Origin of the sequence: Thalassoglobus neptunius, from assembly GCF_007859735.1 — a bacterium.
Classification (GTDB): domain Bacteria; phylum Planctomycetota; class Planctomycetia; order Planctomycetales; family Planctomycetaceae; genus Thalassoglobus; species Thalassoglobus neptunius.
Window position 1 is genome coordinate 78,745 of the sequence record NZ_SIHI01000005.1, and the last position, 20,368, is coordinate 99,112.

Genomic DNA, 20,368 nt, shown 5'->3' on the forward strand with positions numbered 1-20,368 from the left:
CAGGATCGCCCAGACATTCAGAGCCCACCTTGCCTACTTCCTCCCAATCGAACTTCCAACTCTTCGCGCTGATCACTTTGACCACATTTCTGGGAGTGATCACTGCGCGACTCGTCGCCACTGCACCTCTCAAGAGCGCGAATGATCGGTCGAGATGGTGCACGGTTTATTCGATCGTCGAGAAGAATACCTATCAGATCGACGAAATCCGGAAGCAGTCGGGATGGGATACCATCGATCTCGTCAAACACGATGGTCATTTTTACTCGACGAAACCTCCGCTTCTCCCACGGATTGTGGCTGAGGTCTATCGATCGGTGAAGGCGATCACCGGACTGACGCTGCTCAAGAATTCGGAAGCAGTGACGAGGATCATTCTCTTCTTCATCAACATCCTCCCGATGACGATTGCCTTATGGATGATGTTCGGGCTGATCCAGCGACATTGCGAAAACGCATTCGGACAGTACTTCCTCGCCGCTGCGATGACCTGGGCCACGTTACTTGTCCCCTTTTTGACCGTCTTCAACAATCACACTGTGGGGGCATCGTTTCTCATTTACTCGCTGGTTATGGGGATCTCCATTCTGGCTGAGGAGAAGGTGGCGAGTTGGCGATTCGCGGTCTGCGGACTGACCGCAGCATTCGCTGTTTGCAACGAACTCCCTGCTGCTGCTTACGGGCTGGTGCTGTTCTTTCTGCTCGTCCGGAAGTATCCACGTCAGACATGGTCAATCTTTGTTCCGGCAGCACTCGTTCCGATCGGGCTGTTCATGCTGACGAACTATCACGCGACCGGCGGATGGAAACCGTTTTACATGTACTACGGGACAGAGAAGTACCGCTTCATTCATGAAGGCAAACCAAGTTACTGGATGAATCCACAAGGCATTGATCAGGCGAAAGAATCTCCGCTGACTTACTTCCTGCATTGCACCGTCGGGCATCATGGAATTTTGTCATTGACCCCTGTTTTCGTTCTGACTGTTCTGAGCTGGCTCTCGGTCGGCTTGTGGTGGAAGAACTCTCTTCGCAGCATTCACATCGCTGGGATCATGCTGACAGCGATAGTGCTCGGCTTCTACATGACAAAGACAGACAACTACAACTACGGAGGAGTGAGCGTCGCTTTGAGATGGATGTTGTGGCTCATTCCGTTTTGGATTCTGGCTGTGCTTCCGCTCATGAACCGGTTCGGAATGAATCGGCTGTTCCGCGGTGTCTGTTTGATTCTTCTACTCCCCTCACTCTTTTCAGCGTGGTATCCAGCCGATGCTCCGTGGACACAACCCTGGATTTTTCAAGTGATGGAATCGAAAGGGTGGATCGACTATTCAACACCGCGACCGAAGTTCGCCCACAAGCATTATTCCTGGATTGGCGATGTCCCCACGGGAGATCGCGACGAGAGTTACTGGGCGGAGTTCTCCACCGTCACAACAGACGGAGTCACGCGAACGCTGCGGGTGGAAGATGGAGGGCCGGCGGAGGATGATTGGCGAGTTGTTCGCGTCACTTTGGACGGAGAGGAAACCGAATACTTGGTCCATCGACCCACGATGTTGAAAGGGCTTCCTCCCGCTGAGTACATCAAAACCCGAGACGGAGAACCGCTCACTGAAGATCAGCTCAAGTTCTTTTACGGAGTTCCCAAACGTCGAGCTTATGCCAGTTCGCGGATTCGATACATCGACAACGACCTGAGAACCGATGCCATTCAATCCCACATTGGCTACACCTATGTCGATGTCGAACAGCCAGACGGAGCACGCAGACGTTTTCAGCGTGATGTCTGGTTCTCTCAAGAAATCCCGTTTGGTGTCTTCCAGTGGGAAGATCGAGTCAGCGATCCTGCCACGAGAGCCCCGTTCAGTCGGGCGACCTGGAAGTTAACCAGCGTTGGGGAGTTCTTCCCTCGAGACGGAGAAAAGGAGCCGCAGTCGTCGAACCCGGAATAAAGACGGGCGGTGGATGTCAAACGACGGGGAATGGGAGTCGAACGACGGAGAGTTTGTGTCTTACTGGGAGACTTCGCTTCGCGGATACGATCCGAGAACTTCCAGTCGGACAGCTTTCTTCTCAAGAAGTGTCAGAGCCTTCTTGATTTTCGCGTCCTTTGAATGTCCTTCGAAGTCGAGGAAGAAGAGGTAGCCAGTTTCCGGTCCTCGCAGCGGGAACGATTCAATCCATGTCAGATTGATCTTGTTCAACTTGAAGGCGTTGAGCGCGTCGGTCAACGAGCCGGGTGAGTGAGGAATCTGAAGGAGCAAAGCTGTGCGGTCACGTCCGGTTGGCTTTGTTTCCTGATCGCCGATGATGGCGAAGCGTGTGACGTTGTGGGCATTGTCTTCAATCGACTCCGCCACAATTTCCAAACCGTATTGGACAGCTGCCTGCCGACTGGCAATGGCTGCGGCACCGGGCTTCGTTTGGGCGAGTGCTGCGGCGGTGGACGTGCTGGTCACATCGTAAAGCTTCGCTTGCGGCATGCTTCGTGCGAGCCAGTCACGGCATTGGGACAGGGCCTGCGGCTTGCTGTAAATCTCGGAGATTTCGCTGCGGGGCGAACGAGACAGAAGATTGTGGTGCACTTCGATTTGCACTTCGCCGCAAATCCGCAATGGTAGCCGCGTGAACATGTCGAGAGTATCGACGATGCGGCCATCCGTGCTGTTTTCAATGGGGACGATTCCGTACTCCGCGTGCCCCTTGTTGACTTCTTCGAAGACCGAAGCGATGGAGTTGACCGGGATGAGGACCGCTGTTCGTCCAAATTTTTCGAGAGCGGCGAGATGCGTAAAGCTAAACTGAGGGCCGAGATAAGCGATTCGGACTTCTTTAACCTGTTCGCGTGCTGAGCTGAGAATCTCTCGGAAGATACTTTTGAGGACGTCCCGATTGACTGGACCTTTGTTAAATCCTTCCAGCCGCTCCCAGAGTTCGCGTTCCAGATCGGGATCGAACCAGATATCTCGTCGGTCAGTCAGCCCCTGAAGTTCTGAAATCGTCAGTTTGAGCCGCTCGTTGATGAGCTTGACCAACTCTCGGTCAATTGTTTTGAGTTGTGCGGCCGGACTTGGAGTCCGCGACTTTGACGCACTTGCTCCTGAAGAAGAGGATTTGGTCGCCGCCGAGCGGGACTTGCGAGTGGTCGATTTCTTAGCCATCGGATGCAGTCAAACAAAAGGTTGTGTGTACGCTTGAACAACAAGCGGTGCATCCGTGCGCCCCAGATTGGTCTTAAGTCTTTGAAATCAATGCCAAAGGATCTCAGTTTTTAATGGGCGCTATCATGAATGTCAAGCATCGGAGTTCATTGAATGACATTGATGTCTTCGACGTAAGTGATAACAGTGAAATGGGTTAAGTTTCATTTCTCGTTCAGATTTCCCGTCGGGCGTCGATGTGTTTGGAATCGTGAACACGCAGAATCTCTCTATTCTAACCGGGCGAACAGGTTTTCCTTGGTTTCCTAAAATCTCCGTGTTGTCAGGAACAGGGAGATTAAAGAGCGAAACGCAGTGACTTGCGGGGGCATTCAGGAGTGTGGTGTGCGTCTCTCAGGACATTTGGAGTGCATCGTTGATCAGGCCGACGTACCACAGAACAACCCGGAAAATGACAAAAATGATGAACGCAGCGACCATCGTCCAGATGGCCCACCCGACAGCTTCGGTGAGTGATTGCAAGCTGCGTTTGGCGTTCTCTTCGAAATGTGGGCTGAGGCGGTTGAGTGCTTCGGGCACGGTGCCTGCTGTTTCCGCCACGTCGACCGTCTGAATGAAGTCCTCCGGAAACAACTGTGCCGCATCGAGGGCAGTGGTCAGTGACTCCCCATTGTTGATGTCACGAATGACTTGATCGGTGCTCGAAATGAATGCCCCGTTGGAAGTCGCTCGCATGCTGGAGTCGAGACTCGGATCGATGGGCATTCCCGCGTTCTGGGTGAGATGAAACGCCCAGGAGAATCGTGCGATCGCAAAGTCTTGCATGCACCGACCGACGACGGGAATCCGCATCAGAGTGCGATGCATCGACTTTTTCCCGCCAAGGCTGCGGTTTAGAATCTGATAAGTCAAGAAAACCGCCACCGCGCCCATCGCCCAAAAGCTGAGCCATTTGAGGGCTCCCGAGACACCGACAAGTCCCCAGCCCAGAATGTCGAGCTGCATTCCACTCGATTCGGCAATCCAGCCCAGAATTGTGATCAGTCCGGCGACGACGACGATCGCAATCACCAGTTGAATCATGGATGGAGTGATTTGCGAGACGAAGTTTTTTCGCAAGCGAACACTGTTTTCGTAGTGAACGGCCAAAGCTCTCAATACTTCGGGCAACGAGCCTGTCTGCTCGCCGACTTGAATCATGTCGCTGAACAGATCGGGGAAATAGTCTCCATGAGATTCGACCGCTGTGGCGATATCTGTTCCCGATTTGACTTGATTCAGGATGTCGTCAAGGATGACCCGGAAGCTTCCGGAAGTTCGTCGACTCGCTGACTGGATTGCTCGAACAACATCGATCCCCGATTCAAGAGAGGTTCCAAGTGACCGGCAGAAGAGCGCCAGTTGTTTCTGTGACGCGGCTGCGGAAAACAGGCTCACGATGGGGCTCCTCGTTTGGGAATGATTGAGTGATCGATGACGAGTTCGGCAAACCTCAGAATTTGTCTGGTCGAGGAGGTTGCCTCGAATTTGCAAAGGTCTTCCGCTTTTCTATGATTGCGAAAGTCGATTAACAATCAATTACGTCGCTGGAAAGAGTTTGTTTGTTTTTCGGGAAACTTTTCCGGGGATCAACGTTCCAGCAGGGAATTCGTTCCCGCGTTTGGTACAGACTGACTGGATTTGTTCCCGTCGATCGATCCTTCGTTGCGACTTCCGTTTGAATCCATCCTTTATTTCCCCATTGTCTGGTTTCGCTGGCTCAATCCTTCGGTTTCAGCGATATTGTTGGTCAACGTCCGTGGTCGACCGTTGTGAGCACTTCACGGAAGAGATTCCAATCCTCTCAATGTGCGAGTGAGAAATCGACCGGGACGAAGTGAACAACCAAATAAGAAGAACAGACTGACGAACCTTCCGGCGAACACTTTCGAGCAGGCATGAGGCTCGGTTCGCTCTGAGATTCGAATTCGTTTTTGATATGCACTTGTCAGGAGAGAGTTTTGAGCGATCAACTTGAACAACTTTGCAGCGATGCCCGGAAGGCACTTGATGAACAGGCTGTTCGAATCGTGCAACTGCATTTCGATCCTGAGCTTGGAGCTCCCTACTGGCTCGAAAAAGCGAAGGAGCTCGACTTCAATCCGTTGACGGATGTGAAGTGTTTCGACGATCTCAACAAGTTCCCGCTGTTCGAAGATGATGCGTTGAGGGGCGGACCTGTCCAGCGATTCCTCCCCAAGAAGTGGCACGGAGACCACAAATATACTTTCGAGACTGGCGGGACGACCGGAGTTCCGAAGTCCCGTTGTGTCGTTCGAGATCATTTCATCGACTACGAGGAATTCTCGAAGACCCTCAGCGACGAAGATTTTCCGCCGGGATCCAACTGGCTCATGCTAGGGCCGTCAGGACCTCGACGCTTGCGACTGGCTGTCGAGCATCTTTGTCAGGTCCGTGGAGGGATCTGCTTCTGTGTGGATCTTGATCCTCGCTGGGTTGTGAAGCTCTTGAAGAAGGGTGACGTTGAAGGCGCGAAAGCTTATGCCGATCACGTCATCGATCAGGCTTACACCGTGCTGACAGCTGGTCACGACATTAAGTGTATGTTCTCCACTCCGAAGCTCCTCGAAGCATTGGCCATGCGACTCTTGGACGAAGGGACGAGCATCGCCGAGATTGGCATCAAGGGGATTTTCGCTGGGGGAACAGAGTTCACTCCTCAGTGGTATCGATTCTGCAAGGAAGAACTCCTCGGCCCCGATGTCTTCATCACACCGACTTACGGAAATACGTTGATGGGGCTGGCCTGCGGAAAGCCGTTTGATCCAGCAGACGACTACAAGATCACCTATTACGCCCCACAACCTCGGGCGGCGATTCAAGTGGTCGACTTCGACGACTATTCAAAAGTGGTCGACTACGGAGCCACTGGTCGCGTGAAGCTGACAACCTTGACCGAAGAACTCTTCATTCCCGGATTCATGGAACGAGATGAAGGAGAACGCGAGAAGCCGCATCCGAAGTATCCATGGGATGGAATCAGCGGAACCCGGCCGTTCCATGTCTTCGCCAAGAAGACGACCGTCGGCGTGTACTAAGAATGACGTGAGGATTTCTCGACGGAGTTGTTCGGTGAATCTCTGTTCGTCAGGTAAGTGTTGAAACGACTTCAGTTTGGCGAAAACGTTCCCTCACAAGTCGATGAACGCAGCGGACTTGTCGGAAGATTCCGGCCGGTGAGCCACTGCGTTGATTCGGTTGTCACCACTTGATCGGCCAGCCGGAGAAGAGCGGATGACGACGGTTTCGAAAGAACGTCTTCAGAAGAGAATCCAGAAATACGTGCGCTCTCCGGAAGCGACACGTCGATTCGAAGAAGAAACGACTCCGTTCTGGCTGGGGCACTTCATCAATTTCGGGGCCATTGCCGTTGGCACAGCGTTGACCGCTACGGTCATTGGCGCCTGGAAGGGACTCCAGTTCATCTGGTTTGGACTCCGAAATGGAGGATTTCGAGGGAACTTCGGAAAGAAATTTCTCGACGATTCTGAGCGGATTCAGGGAGTGATCGGAACTGTGATCATTTCCGGACCGGAAGTGGGGTCGAAGTGTCTCCGTCCGTCGCTTGTTCTTGGCTCGTTCCAGGAAGTCCCGCTTCATGATCTTGCCCGCCTGGGGGCGTTTATGGGGCAAGTTTATATGGGGGAAATCGACGACCCGAAACACGAAGAACTTTCAGAATTGTTGCACGATGATGTTTTTCAACCCCATCGGCGTCGTGTTGTTCCCAAGAAGTATCGCATGGGGCATCGGCTGTATTTGTTCGATGTCCTGATCGATTCGGAAGAGGTTCATCTGACCGATGATCAGGCGATGGCCGCACTCGTCGCGCTTGCCGGTTCCGATGGAGCAGCGATGCAGATTCCCTGGAGCGTTGTTCAGTCACTGGTTCAAGATGGCACGGTCATTTCGGATCGAGACCTCCTGTAGTCGATGCTTTTCTGAATGACATCCTCGAACTTGATTCTGACACGCGGTGTCCTTCACACTCTCTAACTTTCAACTCCGCCATGCAGTTCTTTGATCCTCGTTGCTGCCGTTGCGGATTCGAGCAGACAAAGCACGATCACGATGCTTAGAGCCTTTTCTGATTTGGTATGCAATCACTCGCACGAGCAAACACAGCCTTTTCCCCGATGAAGAAGTTCAAGCGAGTGCACAGGAAAGAGCAACTTGCTCAAGTGGACGATCCCGGACATATTCGCAAGATCGTCCCACTGGCACTCAAACTCCGATTTGAGACAACTTTCTAGATTTGATTTCATGACCTCTCCGGAAGAATTTAGCTCAGAATCGTGGATCGCGCGCATCGATCAAGCGATGATCTCCGATCGTCAGGAGCTTCACCGCATGGTCAAGGCAGTTGAGCGTCGGGCGAAACAGGGCCAGCGGTTTGATCGAAGTTTGAGCAAACTCAAACAGAAGATTGAACAGTCAGAAGCAGTTGTCGCGACGCGAACGAAATCCGTTCCGGAATTGAAGTTTGATGATGCACTGCCTGTCAGTCATCGGCGTGACGAGATTCTGAAAGCGATTCAGTCACATCAGGTGATCGTTGTTTCAGGAGAAACCGGTTCTGGGAAATCGACTCAACTCCCCAAAATCTGCCTCGATGCGGGACGCGGGGTGCGCGGGATGATCGGTCATACGCAGCCGCGACGAATTGCCGCGCGAAGCGTCGCTGCCCGTGTGGCAGAGGAACTCGGTTCATCTGTTGGAAGAGAAGTCGGTTACAAGATTCGCTTTACTGATTCAACGTCTGAAAAAACGTTGATCAAATTGATGACCGATGGCATCTTGCTGGCGGAATCTCCATCGGATCGCTATTTCGAGCAGTACGATACGATCATCATCGACGAGGCCCATGAGCGTTCGCTGAACATTGATTTTCTCTTCGGGTATCTCAAGCGGATTCTCGCCCGTCGCCCCGATCTCAATTTGATCATCACGTCTGCGACAATCGATGCGGAGCGGTTCGCTGAATTCTTTGCTCACGACGATCAACCAGCCCCCGTGATCGAGGTCTCCGGACGGACTTATCCCGTTGAAGTTCGCTATCGCCCGCCTGTTGATTCCGATGACGATGACGTCGACTGGCATCGTGCTGCGGCAGATGCCTGTGAGGAACTCGCTTTAGAAGGTCCGGGCGACATTCTCGTGTTCATGCCGACTGAGAGAGACATTCGAGAGACAGCCCGAGTGTTGAACGGACGACATTTTTCAGGAGACTTCGAGAACAGGAAAACGGAAATCCTTCCTCTGTTCGGGCGACTGTCCGAGAAGGATCAGAATCGAGTCTTCAAGCCGCAAGAGCATCGTCGAATTGTCGTTGCGACGAACGTTGCTGAGTCGTCATTGACTGTTCCCGGAATTGTGTATGTCGTCGATCCGGGGACCGCGAGGATGAGCCGGTTCTCAGCGACATCGCAGGTTCAGCGTCTGCCGATCGAACCAATTTCTCAAGCTTCGGCGAATCAGAGAAAGGGCCGCTGCGGACGTGTCGCGCCGGGAGTTTGTGTTCGATTGTATTCGGAAAGCGATTTCAACACGCGCGATGAATACACCCAACCCGAAATTCAGCGAACGAATCTCGCGTCCGTGATTCTGCAAATGAAGTCGCTGAGACTCGGAAAGATTGAAGACTTTCCCTTTATCAATCCCCCGACACCATCGGCTGTCCGTTCGGGGTTGAAGTCGCTTTTTGCACTTGGGGCCATCGACGAAGACGAAGAATTGACGTCGATCGGAAAGACGATGAGTCGCCTGCCGGTCGATCCACGAATCGCGAGAATGATTCTCTCAGCTGAAGAGGAACAGTCTCTTCCGGAAGTTTTGATTATCACTTCCGCGCTGGAGTTAAGAGATCCACGCGATCGCCCGATCGACAAACAGAAGCAAGCGGATCAGGCTCACGAACAGTTCGCACATGAAAACTCGGACTTCTTGTCGCTGCTCAAGCTGTGGGACTTCTTCACCGGTCTCGAAAAGAAACTGTCGCAAAGCAAACTTCGGAAAGCATGCGCTCAAAACTTCCTTTCGTACAATCGAATGCGGGAATGGAAAGACCTGTACCGTCAGTTGCGGGATGTGGCCAAGAACAACGGGCTGAAATTCGCGGATCGGCGAAACAACGAAGATGCAATCCATCGCGCCATTCTTTCCGGTCTTCTGTCGAATGTGGCAGTGAAAGGCGAATCGCACGAATACACTGGATCCGGAGGACAGAAGCTGTTTATCTGGCCGGGGTCAGTCGCCTTTTCGAAAAAGCCGAAGTGGATCATGGCTGCCGAGTTGGTCGAGACCACCAAACGCTATGCTCGCTGCGTTGCTCCGGTTCAGACAATCTGGATCGAACGCGCCGCGAAGCATCTCGTCAAGAAAACATACAGCGACCCGCACTGGCATGAAAAATCAGCGTGCGTCATGGCGTTCGAAAAGGTGCTGTTGTTCGGGCTTCCAATTGTTCCTCGAAGACGCTGCCGCTACAGCCATGTCGATCCGGAATATTGCCGAGAGCAATTCATCAATCAGGGGTTGATGGAGGGGAAATATCAGTCTCCGGGAGAATTTTTTCGGCACAACGTTCACCTCAAGGAAGAACTTGTCGCATGGCAAGCCAAACTTCGACAGGGGCAATACTTTTCCAGTGAGGATCTCGAGTTCGACTTTTACGACCAGCGACTCCCTAAAGACATCTTCGATGGTCCACGATTCGAAAAGTGGAGGAAGGTCGCTGAAGAAAAACAACCCGACTTGCTGTTCCTGCAAAAGCATCATCTCGAACTGACCGACGAGCACGTCCCCCGGCAGTCGGCGTTTCCGGACGCCATTCGAATCGGGACAATGCAACTCCCGGTGGAGTATCATCTCGATCCCGGTTCAGACATGGATGGTGTGACGCTTCGAGTACCTGTTGAAGGGCTGAATCAACTCTCGAGCGAAGGTCTCTTCTGGCTTGTCCCGGGATTGCTCGAAGACAAAGTCGCTGCACTGATCAAGACCCTTCCTAAATCACTTCGCATTCTCTTTGTTCCCGCTCCGGAGACGGCCAAAGAAGTCGTGAAGCATCTGACATATGGTCAGGGCGATCTCCTGTCCGAACTGGCTGCTCAACTGCGAAGGATTTCCGGAGAGCATGTGCCCGTTTCGGCTTTCGAAGCGGACCGGATTCCGGACCATTTGCACTTCAATATTCGGGTTGTTGACGATCAGGATCAAGAAATTGCCTCCGGTCGGAATCTTGAAAAGCTTCGACAGGAAACGCGGCAGAAGATGACGGGAATTGTTCAGACCGTCGAAGATCAACGCTGGAAGAGAGATGGAATCAAAAGCTGGGATTTTGAGGATCTGCCGCAACAGGTCTCGTTCAAACGAGGTGGTGTGACGGTCGTGGCGTTCCCGATGCTTGTCGACCGGGGCGAATGTGTGAGTCTCCGACTGGCCGAATCACAACTCGATGCTCAGATGCAAACTCGTCGGGCACTCGTTCGTCTCGTCATGCTTGAGGATCACAAGCGGGTTCGTGAACAGGTCAGACACCTTCCTCGGCGTCAGCAAATTCTGTTACACGCCTCAACACTCCCCGATGGCAGCAGATTCGAAGAAGAGATTGGCTTTGCGATCGCCCAGGCAGCCTTGTTTCGAACAAACGATCTCCCGAGAAACCGTGCAGAATGGGATAAGCGGCTTGTTCAGACCCGGAACCAATACGCAGTCGCCGTGCAAGACTTAATCGCCGTACTTGAACCGCTCTTGCGGGGTTATCATTCGACACGACGACTGCTCGAAAAGAAGAGGGCTCCAGCGACACAAGACCTTGTTTTCGAATTGAAAGACCAACTTGAAGACCTTGTGGCTCCCGGATTTTTGTCTGACTATCCACTTGGATGGTTGGGACAGTATCCCCGCTACTTTCAGGCGATGGAAATCCGTTGGAACAAAGCGACAACCGGCGGCTTTCAAAAGGATCGCACTCATCAACGTCGAATCGACATTTACTGGAGGCGTTGGAAGCACGCGAAAGAGCAACTTGGTTCGGCTGTCTCGCGAAACTCCCGTCTCGTTCAGTTCCGTTTTCTCATCGAAGAGTTCCGCGTTTCAACGTTCGCCCAGCATTTGGGAACGGCTGTCTCGGTTTCCGAGAAGAAACTCGACGAGGTTTGGCAGTCGATCACGCAACCGCCGGGAGGATAGGTTGTAGACTGGAAGCGAATGAGAGTGTGAATTGCTCAGATCATTTGTGGCGATACGTAAGCTCTTACGTCTTCGATTCGCAATTCTCAGGACATGGATATAATTTAAGTCGTAGAAGATTATTGATAATGTTTGGAACTTGACTCTTGGGTGGGCGGCGAATGGCTGATGCAACGTTCCAGCAGCGAATTCTTGTCACTGGGGGGACCGGTTACGTCGGCGGAAGATTGCTGTCCAGGCTTGAAGACTCCGGGTGCAAGGTCCGTTGTATGGCGAGGCGTCCCGAGAATCTTGTCTCTCGCGTCGCACCGACGACGGAAGTCGTTCCGGGAGATGTCCTCGATCGCGATTCTCTGGATGAGGCCGTCAGAGACGTGCATACTGCGTACTATCTCGTCCATTCGATGGGAACTCGCAGTGACTTCGAAGACGATGATCGACGCGGCGCGAAGAATTTTGCTCTCGCGTGTCAAGCTGCAGGTGTGCGTCGGATCATCTACCTTGGGGGACTGGGAAGCGAGAGTGACCGTCTCTCCAAGCATCTTCGCAGTCGACACGAAGTGGGGGATTTGCTCCGCGAGTCCGGGGCTCAGGTGATCGAGTTTCGTGCTTCGATCACCATTGGCTCGGGAAGTCTTTCTTTCGAGCTTGTACGTTCTCTCGTTCGAAAGCTGCCAGTCATGCTCTGGCCGAAATGGGTTTCGACCGAAGCTTCGCCAATTGCAGTCGAAGACATTTTGGAATACCTCACTCAGGTTCTGATTCATCCAAATGGTGAAAGTAAAGTCTACGAAATCGGCGGTCCTGATCGTGTGTCGTACGGAGGGATCATGAAGGAATACGCTCGCCAGCGTGGGCTTCGTCGACTTGTGATCCCTGTGCCTTTTCTCTCTCCCTGGTTGAGCAGTTTGTGGCTTGGTCTTGTGACGCCGGTTTATGCGCGCATCGGACGAAAACTCATTGAGAGTCTGAAGAATCCGACAGTCGTGACCGATTTCTCCGCGCTCGATGATTTCGATATTCAGCCTCGCGGTTTCAGTGAAGCCATCACGAGAGCCCTTTCCAATGAAGACCACGAAATCGCCGAAACACGCTGGACGGACTCGCTGTCATCTGCGGGGCCGGTGACATCCTGGGGAGGGGCGAAGTTCCGGAACCGGTTGATGGATTCTCGAACTCGCGATGTCGAACTCTCGCCAGTGGAGGCGTTTGCTCCCATTCAAAGAATTGGTGGAAAGACCGGTTGGTATTACGGAAACGTGCTTTGGAGATTGCGAGGATTTCTCGACTTGCTCGTGGGCGGAGTCGGGCTTCGACGTCGACGAAATCATCCCGTCGATCTGGCTGTCGGAGATGCTCTTGATTTCTGGCGCGTGGAAGCATTTGATCCCCCCAAGAGGCTGCGACTGGCCGCTGAGATGAAACTTCCCGGTCGGGCTTGGCTGACCTTCGATGTTGAAGAACTCGACAACGGAGGCTCGCGAATTCGACAGACTGCCGAATTCGATCCGGTCGGCCTGTTTGGAATCGCCTACTGGTACACCATCTGGCCGCTGCACCAATTCGTGTTCACCGGAATGCTCAACGGGATTGTCCGCGAAGGAGAACGTCTTGCACAACAAGAAGCGAAAGACGAGTTGACGTCGTCAGCATAACGTCCACAGCTTGAGACCTGTTTATTCGTCCGAGGCTGCAGACCACTGGTTTCCCCATCCTGTGTAGAGATCGTGGAGGAGGGCTCTCCAATCCTGAGTCGATCGTGTCGGCGGATAAGGTGCGGGAGCGACTGGCTTCGCGTCGGTCCAGACAATATCGAATTGTCCGTTCGGCAGAATCTTTCCGATTCTCGGAGTCTTGAAGCAGTGTTGTGTCGCGGGATCGATTCGAATCGGCCCTTCGGGAGCATCAAGTTGTTGATTCAGAAACGCTCTGCGAATCGCCGACGGATCAGTGCTTTCTGCCTGTTCGACTGCCTTGGCCCACAGCTTGATTCCCGTGTACTCCGCTTCCATGGGATCGGTGACGACTCGTTGAGGGCCATATTTCTGATGGAAACGGGCGACAAACTCTTCGTTCACCGGGGAATCGATTGATTGGAAATAGTTCCAGGCGGCGTATTCGCCCACCATTTCATCGACGTTCAACTGGCGAAGTTCCTGCTCGCCGATACTGAAGGAGATTGTCGGACAATTTGCAGGAGTGATCCCCGCCTTGCGGAGTGCTCGGAAGAAATCCGTGTTTGTTGAGCCGTTAATGCAGTTCAGAATGACATCGGCTTTTGCGGCGACGATTTCCTCGACGACTTCGTGAACCTGATGACTTCCGAGAGGCAGAAAGCGAGAGCCAACGAGTTCCGCTCCGAGTTCTTCGAGCTGATCCTTCGCGATCTCAAATGCCACGCGAGGGAAAACATAGTCCGAGCCGACAAAGAAGAAACGACGGCGGTTATCGAAAGCGTATGCCCATTTGATCGCTGGCAAAATCTGTTGATTGGGGGCCGCTCCCATGTAAATCACATTGGGCGACTCTTCCACTCCTTCATACTGGAGCGGATAGACGAGCAAGTGATTTGCTTCTTCGAAAATCGGAACAATCGTTTTTCGGCTTGCGGACGTCCAACAACCAAAAACGGTGACCACTTCTTCGTCATGGATGAGACGTTTGGCTTCTTTCGCAAAGACGTCCCAGTCGGAGCGTCCATCTGCGACAAGTGGCTCCACCGGCCGGCCGAGAACTCCTCCGTTTTGATTCAATTCTTCGATCGCAAGCAGTGCTGCATCCGCGACCGGGCTTTCACTTTGAGACATTGTGCCGGAAAGCGAGTGCAGGAGTCCGATACGAATCGGTTCACCCTGTGGAGGAGGAATTACCGGGATATTGGAATCCGCCGGATTGTTGTCACCAATGGATTCGTTTCCGGGCGGACGATCCGGGTTTCGAGTTGCGATGAACGCCAGACCTGCGAGAAGTAACAGGATCCCTGCAGCGACTGCCGCCGGACGTGCGAACGATCGGGAATGGCTCTGTGAGTTGAGAGTCGGAAGTTTCGAATAGCTCCCGGATTGACTGGGGAGCTGAATTCCATGTCCTGAAATTGCTGCCAGGACTGCTTCGAGATCGACACGCATTTCGTCGACCGACTGATACCGATCCTCAGGGTCAATCGCCATCGCCTTATTGATGATCTCTGCACACGCGGCGGGAACGGTGGCCCGCACGACACGCGGATCGGGCGGCGGAGCGTGACAATGGGAGTACATCACCTGAACGATACTGGTGCTCTCTTCGTACGGAGACTTCGCTGTCAGCAGGCCGTAATAAGTTGCTCCCAATGAATAGACGTCGCTTCGAGCGTCGACCGGTCGAGACTCACACTGTTCGGGACTCATGTAATAAGGAGTCCCGACCACCTGCCCGTCTCGGGTCATTTGAAGCGTTTCGTGCTTCAGGCTCTTGGCGAGGCCGAAGTCCGAGATCTTGATTTCGCCCTGTTCGTTGAACAGTAAGTTGGCCGGTTTGATGTCGCGATGAACCAATCCAAGTCGATGCGCAGCGGAGATTCCCTGACAGGCTTGAACGATTGCGAGGGTCGCATCGCTGATTGCCATTGGCCCCTGTTCGGAAAGCCTTTCCGAGACGCTTCCCCCTGAGACCAGTTCCATGACGAGAAAATTCGCGGACTGGTCTTCGCCGACTTCATAGATCGAAACGACGTGGTGATGCTGGAGCTTGCCGGCGCTTCTCGCTTCTGCTTGAAATCTCTGGAGGAGAACCGGATTGTTTGCCAATTCATTCGGCAGCATTTTGATGGCAACATCACGATCGATCGACATATCGTGAGCGAGGTAAACGATCCCCATTCCCCCTCGACCGATCAGTTGCCGAATCTCGTAGTGACCGAGTTTTTTTCCAATCCATTCTTCGGGATTTTTGGGCGAGAAAACTTCGTTCGGGGACGACGATGTCAGACCACCGGAAATGAATGTTTCTTCATGGACACCCGATTCTGGTTTCAGACTTTTGTCGGAAGGGGAATCGTTCTCGTCAGGCAACATTGCTCATTTCGCTTTCTCGTCGACACAGATTCGCTCAATCTGTGAAGCTTCAACACGCCGTTCTCCACTCGCTGGGCATCGAATTCCGTTCTCCCTCTCGGTGAGTTTACAACTCAAATGGGAATCAGGGGCGATCAACCCGCGAAACTCTCCCCGAAGCGGGAGACTTTTCGTTTTCGCGAAAACGGTAGAGTGAGGAATCTGTCCGAATCACGAGTGAGTCTTCAAACACGATGGGAGATGCCATGATCTGGCCAGACAATTGATTCTCTGCAATGACGTTGAAATCGTTCTTCGAATCGAGAATTGTCACGACGCCTTCCTGGCTGGCAAGGAACAGCTTTTGGTCGACCAGAACCGGAGAAGCAGAGAAGTTCCCTCCGATTCGTTCTCGCCAGATTGTTTCACCGGTTTCTGAGTCGAAGCAGGTGGCGATGCCGGTGTCGTTGACTACGAAAATGTTTTCGTTCACGACGATTGGGGACGGCTTGGTCGGGATATTTCGACTCTCTTTCCAGACAACATGGGAGTCGGTGACATCGCCGGAACCGTCGATTTTGATGGCCCACAGTTCTGCTTTCATGAACCCTGTCGAGATGAAGATGATGTCATTCTGAACGACGGGTCGAGGAACGACGGAGAAACCTTTCCCGTGGCGAACTCGCCAGATTTCTTCCCCTGTTTCCGGAACGTAAGAGACGATCCATTGGGAACTCATGCAAATCAACTGCTCGCGTCCCTGCGAATCGGTGACGAAAACCGGAGTGTTGTAAGACTTCTTCTGTTCGCCGTCCGACGCGTCCATTTTCGGTCGGTCGACTTCCCATGCTGTCTCGCCGGATTTCTTATCGAGGGCAATTACAAACTGTCGATTGATTCCATCACAGATCAGTACGATCAGGTCTTTGCAGATAAAAGGAGAACTGCCGGGCCCGACGCTGTGAACGACGGGAATGGTTCGCTGCCAGACGGTCGACAGATCATGCCTGTTCAGACAGACCGTTCCATATGTTCCGAAATGACAGTAAAGAAAATCGCCGTCGATGAACGGGGTTGGAGACGCGTAGCTGTTGGTTTTGTGAATGGAATCTGGACGGTCGATCGTGAAGAGATCCTTGACCTTCTCCACTTGCCCACTTTCGCTATCGATCTGAATGACTTTCAGTTCCAGATTCTTGGCGATTTGCTTTTGCGAAAACTGCTTGGGCTGATCACCCGAAGCGAGCAAGAGCTTCTCTCGCTCGTCTTCGTCAGGGACGACTTCCACCGCTGTCGTCAGCCAGATTTTTCCATCCGCAACCACTGGAGACGACCAACCTTTTCCGGGGAGGTCGATTTTCCACATGAGTTTCTCAGTCTCAGAGAATGTGGAGGGGACATTCTCTTCATGGACAATTCCATCGCCGTTTGAGCCGCGGAACTGCGTGACGTCTGCGCCCCAGGCTGTGATTGAAAAGCAGGTCAACGACAAGCTCAGGATCATTGGGCTGCAGCTCATGGATTTTCGTTGCATTCGTGTCTCTTTAGTTCGTTTTGTGCCATCGATCGATAACAAAGTGCCATGAGAGCATATTCAGAATTGGTCTTTACGAATTCGCACACGCAAACAGGTTAAAACCAATTCGAACAGCCCAAGCGAGCGCACAGGCCAGAGCAGCAAGATTCATCACAGAATCACGGTTTCAGTTTTCTTCGTCCAGGACCATGATTTCGACTTTGCGAAACTGGATGGGATGGCTTTCGGATTGAAGTGAAATTGATCCTCCGCTCAGCATCAGTCCACCGTTCTTCTCGGCGAGTTCTTGGGCGTGTTTGTCGCGATTGTCGAGCTGAGGTTTCTGGTATTCCAAGACGACTTCTCCATCGAGAATGTGGCGAATGACTTCATTGCCGCGAACTTCAATTTCCGCAGTGACCCACTGGTCTCCATGATAGGTTTCCGAACTGGAACTGGTGCAGTGCCGAGTGACCAGTTTGTCATCCATGACGACATTTGTTCCCGGAGTGCAGAGGTTTGAAGTTGTTCGTTTGTTCTTTCCATCGCCACCGAGAAGCTGCACTTCAATCGATGTCGGGAAGTCTTGGTCTTTCGCCATTTCGCTTGGGGCTTCCCCATGCACCATCACACCACTGTTCCGCAGTGCCCAGCCTTCACCTCCGGGACACTGTTCGCCAATGAACCGGTATTCAACGCGAAACCGGTAGTTGGAGAAATTGTCTTTGTAAAAGAGGTGTCCGAACTGACGGTCAAACTTGTCGTAACCGTCATAGGAGACGGTCAGCAATCCATCTTCAACTCGAAAGGTGTTGGCAAAGTTTTCGCCCAACTCATGCCCTTTGATTTTGGGGGTCCAGCCTTCGAGGTTTTTTCCATTGAAGAGTGAAACCCATTCTCCTTCTTCGGCATGAACGGACGTGCAGAAACCGAGAAGTGCGAGCACAAATAAGGAGCGAGCGAATGTCATGGATGATCCTGAGTCTTGCAGAGCAAATTCGTCGGGCGAGGAACACATCGAAAAAATTGCGATCCGGCCGTAATGAAACATTTTCAACGAGGGAATCGTCGATGTGACGAAACCCGCGGGAGAGTGCGGAATATCATAGCTCTCGGAAGGAACGATCAACAACGGACCGGCAAATTCTGCATCAAATTTCCGGACTTCTGAAGCTCAACTGGCACTGAGTTCCCGGTTTCCATTACACGTTCCGCCAGCGGGAAAAATGCGTGCACAGGTGAGACGAGACAGATGACTCAGAAAGCCAATCGACGAAAATTCCTCAAGACGAGTGCCGTCTATGGAGTCGCAGCTGCAACTTCCGGTTGTGGAACGATCCTCTATCCCGAGCGAATGGGACAGCGACGCGGCACTATCGATGATGTGGACTGGACGATTGTTGGGATGGATGCCATCGGCCTGGTTTTCTTCTTCGTGCCAGGAGCGATTGCATTCGCCATCGACTTTCAGAACGGAACGATGTTCTATCCCAGTCAGCAGCAGTATGCCGCGAACGAAAAACCTCAGTTGAAGCAGGTTAGCCTTCCCGAGAAAAATCCATCCGTTTCCATGGTCGAACATGCAGTCGCAGAAGAGACCGGGGAAAAAGTCAGTCTCGTCGAAGGCAATTTCGTTACCCGTCGATTGAAGACGATCAAAGAATTCTGGACCGCCAAGCGACAGGCATCATCGAGTTCTGCTCCGCAAACCCCAGCTCCTGAAAACACTGAGGAAAATTCCTGATCTTCTTTTCGGAAACGCGGTTCAACTTCGAGTGATCACGTAATTCCGTGTTTGCGGAGATCGGTCTTGAACTTCTCAGCAGTGGTGAACAACTCGACTTGAAGGCCGTGTTGTCGACCGGCATCGATGTGTCCAGCGATATCATCCGTGTATAGACACTCGGACGGATCACACTGAATCTTTTCCAGCGCGACGCGAAAAATTTCCGCTTCGGGTTTGGACGCGCCAACTTCGTATGAAAGCACGAGATCGTCCATCATGGAGAGGGTCTCGTAGTGCGTGCGAATCCATTCGATGTGCGTGACGCAGGTGTTCGACAACAGCACCAACCGTAATCCCTGCCCGCGTAAGTCTGAGAGCAGCGAGTGCATTTCGACGTTTGGTTCGAAGATGTCACCCGCTGCCTGTCTCAGATCGTCCAGCGCAACCTTGCGACCGAAACGTTGCTCCAACTCATGCTGAACGTCCTGTTCAGTCATTTGTCCGCGATCAAACTCCGCATAGATCCCGGAGCTTAGAAAGACTTCCTGAACGTCGTCTGTTGAGACGTCGAAGAGGGCAGCTATCTGTCGACACATTTTCTCGTGTGAGAAATTGAGCAACACATTTCCGAGGTCGAACAGGATCGTTTTGATCGCCACCAGCGTCTCTCTTTTCGACTTTTCTCACTTCAGGGGCTCTCGATTCAGCGACTCCGAGCGCTGAAATCAGCGTCGGACCCATTGACGACGCGAATCCACTCACCGGCCATCAGTTGTGCGCCATATGGAGACGGATGAACTCCATCTCGCGCCCAATATTCTGGTGGAGCATATTGAACTGCTTCGTTGAACATGTCCTGAAAGGCAACGAAGCGTGCGCCAAACTTCTCGGCGATTTCGCGAGATGCTTCCCGGAAAGGATTGAACTCGGGCCACCATGACTCATCGATTACTCCGCACTCCAGCAAGAACGGTTCACACACGACAAGTTTCACGTTGGGAAGCTTGTCGACTGTGCGAGCGAGAAGTGCGTCGTAGTCCTTGCGGTAAGTGGCAATCGTTCCGTCGTATTTTCCGTTTCGGCGATGCCAGATATCGTTCACACCAATCAGAATGCTGAGAACATCCGGTTTGATTTGCAGGCAATCAGCATCCCAGCGGTTCGCGAGTTGAAATACTTTATTGCCGCTGATGCCTCGATTAAAGATCTTTAACTGGTCGTCCGAGTGGGCGACGAGCAGTTGTGAAGCAGCCATCCAGGCGTATCCATTTCCCAAGCCAGGTTGCTTGTTGGGGACTGATGCGGAGTCACGTTGGCGACCAGCGTCAGTAATGGAGTCTCCCTGAAACAAGATCGTGCTCTTTGGTTGAATCCAGCTTCCCTCACCTGAAGCGGTTTCCTGTCCGGAAGCGATCTTTCCAATTCCAACAGCACCGGCACCGGTCGCGACTGCTTGAATGAATGTTCTACGATCAAGATTCGAGGGTGTCATCATTTTCCTTTTCAATCGATTTGAAAGCACGCAAGGAAATCATCTTTTCGAACTCGAACACGTTAACAGAACCAAAACGGGATCAAAGATTCCAGGTGAGTGCACAGGCAAGTGCAACAGACTCTCAAGTTCAACTCAGGCAGTTGAAAACCATCCGTCGAGTTGATGCGATGTTGAGTT

The 20,368-nt window shown here is 52.6% G+C and carries 13 protein-coding genes; 6 read left to right on the forward strand and 7 right to left on the reverse strand.

Annotated features, from left to right (window positions below; all coding sequences use genetic code 11):
- Positions 1–29: 29 nt before the first annotated feature.
- Positions 30–1,958 carry a hypothetical protein gene (locus KOR42_RS13890; protein WP_146510438.1) on the forward strand — a complete coding sequence of 643 codons (1,929 nt, stop codon included), beginning with the start codon at positions 30–32 and terminating at the stop codon, positions 1,956–1,958.
- A 60-nt stretch (positions 1,959–2,018) separates the two neighbouring features.
- Here KOR42_RS13890 and pheA read toward each other — a convergent pair whose 3' ends face one another.
- Complete coding sequence (gene pheA, locus KOR42_RS13895) at positions 2,019–3,167, reverse strand: prephenate dehydratase (RefSeq protein ID WP_146510439.1); 1,149 nt, start codon at positions 3,165–3,167, stop codon at positions 2,019–2,021.
- Positions 3,168–3,560: 393 nt separating this feature from the next.
- A complete protein-coding gene (locus KOR42_RS13900; protein WP_231740925.1) occupies positions 3,561–4,604 on the reverse strand; it encodes a type II secretion system F family protein in 1,044 nt (347 codons plus the stop codon).
- Between the two features lie 563 nt (positions 4,605–5,167).
- Between KOR42_RS13900 and KOR42_RS13905 the strand changes: the two genes are divergently transcribed.
- The 4 genes from KOR42_RS13905 to KOR42_RS13920 all read left to right on the forward strand — a co-directional run bounded on the left by KOR42_RS13905 (position 5,168) and on the right by KOR42_RS13920 (position 13,075).
- Positions 5,168–6,265, forward strand: coding sequence for a hypothetical protein (locus KOR42_RS13905; RefSeq protein WP_146510440.1), 1,098 nt, complete (start codon positions 5,168–5,170; stop codon positions 6,263–6,265).
- A 196-nt stretch (positions 6,266–6,461) separates the two neighbouring features.
- On the forward strand, positions 6,462–7,157 hold the full coding sequence (locus tag KOR42_RS13910) for a hypothetical protein (protein WP_146510441.1): 696 nt from the start codon (positions 6,462–6,464) through the stop codon (positions 7,155–7,157).
- A 333-nt stretch (positions 7,158–7,490) separates the two neighbouring features.
- A complete protein-coding gene (gene hrpA / locus KOR42_RS13915; RefSeq protein ID WP_146510442.1) occupies positions 7,491–11,420 on the forward strand; it encodes an ATP-dependent RNA helicase HrpA in 3,930 nt (1,309 codons plus the stop codon).
- A gap of 161 nt (positions 11,421–11,581) precedes the next feature.
- Positions 11,582–13,075 (forward strand): SDR family oxidoreductase, encoded by a 1,494-nt coding sequence (locus tag KOR42_RS13920; RefSeq protein WP_146510443.1) that lies wholly within the window; start codon positions 11,582–11,584, stop codon positions 13,073–13,075.
- Between the two features lie 21 nt (positions 13,076–13,096).
- Here KOR42_RS13920 and KOR42_RS13925 read toward each other — a convergent pair whose 3' ends face one another.
- The 3 genes from KOR42_RS13925 to KOR42_RS13935 form a co-directional block, all read right to left on the reverse strand.
- Positions 13,097–15,475, reverse strand: coding sequence for a transporter substrate-binding protein (locus tag KOR42_RS13925; RefSeq protein ID WP_146510444.1), 2,379 nt, complete (start codon positions 15,473–15,475; stop codon positions 13,097–13,099).
- A gap of 124 nt (positions 15,476–15,599) precedes the next feature.
- Entirely contained in the window at positions 15,600–16,988 is a 1,389-nt protein-coding gene (locus KOR42_RS13930; RefSeq protein ID WP_197441175.1) for a PQQ-binding-like beta-propeller repeat protein, read from the reverse strand.
- A 169-nt stretch (positions 16,989–17,157) separates the two neighbouring features.
- Positions 17,158–17,940: a 3-keto-disaccharide hydrolase gene (locus KOR42_RS13935; RefSeq protein ID WP_197441176.1), complete on the reverse strand. Its 783-nt coding sequence runs from the start codon at positions 17,938–17,940 to the stop codon at positions 17,158–17,160.
- Between the two features lie 282 nt (positions 17,941–18,222).
- Between KOR42_RS13935 and KOR42_RS13940 the strand changes: the two genes are divergently transcribed.
- Entirely contained in the window at positions 18,223–18,714 is a 492-nt protein-coding gene (locus tag KOR42_RS13940) for a twin-arginine translocation signal domain-containing protein (protein ID WP_146510445.1), read from the forward strand.
- A gap of 35 nt (positions 18,715–18,749) precedes the next feature.
- On the opposite strand, the gene KOR42_RS13945 is transcribed toward KOR42_RS13940, so the two are convergent.
- Together KOR42_RS13945 and KOR42_RS13950 are read right to left on the reverse strand one after the other, a co-directional pair.
- Positions 18,750–19,355, reverse strand: coding sequence for an HAD family hydrolase (locus KOR42_RS13945; protein ID WP_197441177.1), 606 nt, complete (start codon positions 19,353–19,355; stop codon positions 18,750–18,752).
- A gap of 44 nt (positions 19,356–19,399) precedes the next feature.
- Positions 19,400–20,191: an SGNH/GDSL hydrolase family protein gene (locus KOR42_RS13950; protein ID WP_231740927.1), complete on the reverse strand. Its 792-nt coding sequence runs from the start codon at positions 20,189–20,191 to the stop codon at positions 19,400–19,402.
- Between the last annotated feature and the right edge of the window lie 177 nt (positions 20,192–20,368).